Below are 2,776 nucleotides of genomic sequence, written 5' to 3' on the forward strand. Positions count from 1 at the left end.
AGATAAACGCAGATAATTTCAGGGTGTTTTCCGATTTTTGCAATTCAAGTCTAATGACTCATGACTAATGACCAATAACTAATTATCAGCAAAAGCCTCTCGACTGCGACTATTTTCTACTGGCCAGTTTTTGTTCTCCCCGCCGATAATCAGTTTTTCAATCGTGACGAATTCTTTGCTGAGTTGCTGGAAAACATTAATTAAAACATCGAGACTGATAGCGTCGCTAGTCCCTAAGTCAAACCAACAGCGAGCCCAAGAACCTTGATACTCCATTTCTCCCATATTGTGCATCAAAGCCATCATGCTTTTGTCTGCTAAATTGACATCGTAGTCCATGTCACTGATGTCTAAGCCTTCATCTTGAACTTGCAAATTTTCTGCATTGAATCCTCCGAGTTTTCCCAAGAAAAACCAAGAGTCAAACACTTCTTCTACATACTGTTTTTCGCCATTTGAAGGGACGTTGCTGAACTTCAGCCAAATCCAGAGGTCAAACGGATTAAACTCGCGAAACTTTACTTGCATGGTTTTTTTGTCTTTTATAATTGTGGTAAGGATGTTGGCCCCCAGATGCCATCTGCATCTCTAATTTTATCGCGCATCGGGTCACAGTCGCGAGATTTGCTGTCGAGATTGTTGCGGGTTTTGCACTGTTGAAAAAAGATTTCAGCTACTAAACTGCGCGGTAGTTGGTCTGGTTTTGCTAAGGCGGCGTCAAAGTTTTTTCGGGCTTCTTCAAGTATGGTTTTGTTGTTGGATTGAGTCTTGGCTTGAGCAAATAAGACTTGTGCTTTTAGATAAAGAATTTCGGGGTTTGTGGGTGTTTCTGCTAGGGATTTGTTGGCAAATTCTAGGGCGCGATCGTACTTTTTTAAGTCTCGATAGCCTACGGCTATTCCCCGATAAGCTAAGTAGCGGGGCGAGGCTTTTTCTTCCAGTCGTTTAATGGCTTCGCTGGGGTTGGAAAATGGTAGGTTTGAGGCTAACATTAAGTCCATGTAGCCTTTGAGCAGGTTGAGTTCTGGGTCGTTCGGCGCTAGTTTTTCTGCTGCATCTAGGTATTGAAATACTACTCGCAGTTTGTTGAGTGCTTGGGGTGCGCCTTTGGCTGTTCCTTCTTTGGCTATGCCATTTGCTCCTTCTAGAAAGTGACCGACTGCTGTGTAAAGGTTGCCGCGCAATGGGTTAGTTTTGGTCAATTTTTCTGCGGCTTCACGGGTTTTTTGCGCGTAGGTATTCATCGAGTTGAAGTCTTGCTCGATGTAGGATAATGAGGCTGCCATTGCATAGGCTAGGGGTTCGTTTGGTTCTGCTGATACTGCTTGTTGAACTTGGGCTTTTGCTTGTTTGTAGTTTCCTTGCTGAAACATTGTTTTAAAGGCAGTTTCGGTGTTGGGCCCGATCGCCTGCGGGTTGCTCGTCCGGAAGGGATCGCCTGCTACTGCGGAGTTTATGCAGATGCCCAGGGCGATCGCACTTCCCCAGCCGATCGCCCGTACTGTCTGTTTATAACTTAACATTTGCTTGCCCAGCGATGCTAAAGGGTTTTTCGTCATAGTCAATTCTCTCAATGAAATATACTGTAAACTAGAAACAAGAGAGTTACGTTCTCAGACTATCGGGCCGCTAGCAAAAAAGAGTTAAATTTGCTTGATTTTTTGTGGCTCTTGCGGTATATTTTAATAATGGAAGTGTGAATTCTAATATATATGAGCGCACAGATTTCCATTGTCAAAATATACCATAAAAAATGTCAATAATCAAACGCCAAGGCTGAAAAAAAACCGAAAATTTTGTAAAGATTTATGTAAAATAAATTTGGGCGATCGGCACCAGCAAAAAACAACCTTAACTATTAATAGCACAACCAAGAGCTGAGGGATACACGAGTCCCAATGCCCAATGCCCAATGCCCAATGCCCCATGCCCAATTTCTAACTACCAATTGCATTAATGCTGTATCTAAAAAACTTAGTCTATCATCCAACAGCCTGTCCGAATGCCATTCTGAAAAATATCAACTTAGAACTGCCATCGCAGCAAATGGGGTTGATTGTGGGGCGTAGCGGTTCTGGCAAAAGTACGCTCTTAGAAATATTAGCAGGTTTAGCAGAAAAAACTAGCGGCGACATCCGCTGGCGAGAGCAAGAATTAACACCGGAACACTTGCAACAGTTAGGAGGTTTAGTGTTCCAGTTTCCAGAAAGGCATTTTTGCGGAGGCACAATTTTAGAAGAATTGCGGTTGGGGCATCCTGAATTGGGACAAGAACAAATTAACTCAGCGATGGCAGAAGTGGGACTCGGACATTTGCCGTTGCGGGCTTCTCCCCACGCTTTGAGTGGGGGACAACAGCGCCGAGTAGCGTTGGCGGTGCAGTTGATTCGCCAGCCGCATTTGCTGCTTTTGGACGAGCCGACGGCGGGTTTGGATTGGTCGATGCGCCGACAGTTGGTAAGCTTGTTGGGTAAGTTGAAAAATCACTGGACTTTGTTGATTGTTACTCACGATGCTAGCGATTTGTTGAGCGTTGCTGATAAGTTTTGGACTTTAGACCACGGGGATTTGCAGGAGGTAGATCGCGCGAAATTAGAGGCTAAGGAAATTAGTTGTGTTTAAGATTTTTCGGTGAGCCGAATAGATTGGGGGCGAAGAGAATTCGCGCCTATAAAAACGAAGTTCCTCGGCGAAGGGAATTCGCGTCTATACAAACGATGTCGGGTGCATCAGGGCGCAAGCAAATATGTTTGTAGGGGCGAAGCATGACCGCAGT

Annotated in this window: 3 protein-coding genes; 1 reads left to right on the top strand and 2 read right to left on the bottom strand. The window is 44.6% G+C overall.

The window, feature by feature from the left end; genetic code table 11:
* Positions 1–78: 78 nt before the first annotated feature.
* Both QT974_RS33180 and QT974_RS33185 read right to left on the bottom strand, forming a co-directional pair.
* Positions 79–528: a DUF3531 family protein gene (locus QT974_RS33180; RefSeq protein WP_333472613.1), complete on the bottom strand. Its 450-nt coding sequence runs from the start codon at positions 526–528 to the stop codon at positions 79–81.
* A gap of 14 nt (positions 529–542) precedes the next feature.
* A complete protein-coding gene (locus tag QT974_RS33185) occupies positions 543–1,559 on the bottom strand; it encodes a Sll0314/Alr1548 family TPR repeat-containing protein (RefSeq protein ID WP_333472614.1) in 1,017 nt (338 codons plus the stop codon).
* Positions 1,560–1,956: 397 nt separating this feature from the next.
* Here QT974_RS33185 and QT974_RS33190 point away from each other — a divergent pair, with 397 nt between their 5' ends.
* Positions 1,957–2,622, top strand: coding sequence for an ABC transporter ATP-binding protein (locus QT974_RS33190; protein ID WP_333472615.1), 666 nt, complete (start codon positions 1,957–1,959; stop codon positions 2,620–2,622).
* Positions 2,623–2,776 lie beyond the last annotated feature (154 nt).

Origin of the sequence: Microcoleus sp. BM001215392, from assembly GCF_036700185.1 — a bacterium.
Lineage (GTDB): Bacteria > Cyanobacteriota > Cyanobacteriia > Cyanobacteriales > Microcoleaceae > Microcoleus.

Bases quoted from the DNA above. Each gene is read 5' to 3' on its own strand.
- QT974_RS33180 (WP_333472613.1), bottom strand. From the start codon at position 528: ATGCAAGTAAAGTTTCGCGAGTTTAATCCGTTTGACCTCTGGATTTGG.
- QT974_RS33185 (WP_333472614.1), bottom strand. From the start codon at position 1,559: ATGACGAAAAACCCTTTAGCATCGCTGGGCAAGCAAATGTTAAGTTAT.
- QT974_RS33190 (WP_333472615.1), top strand. From the start codon at position 1,957: ATGCTGTATCTAAAAAACTTAGTCTATCATCCAACAGCCTGTCCGAAT.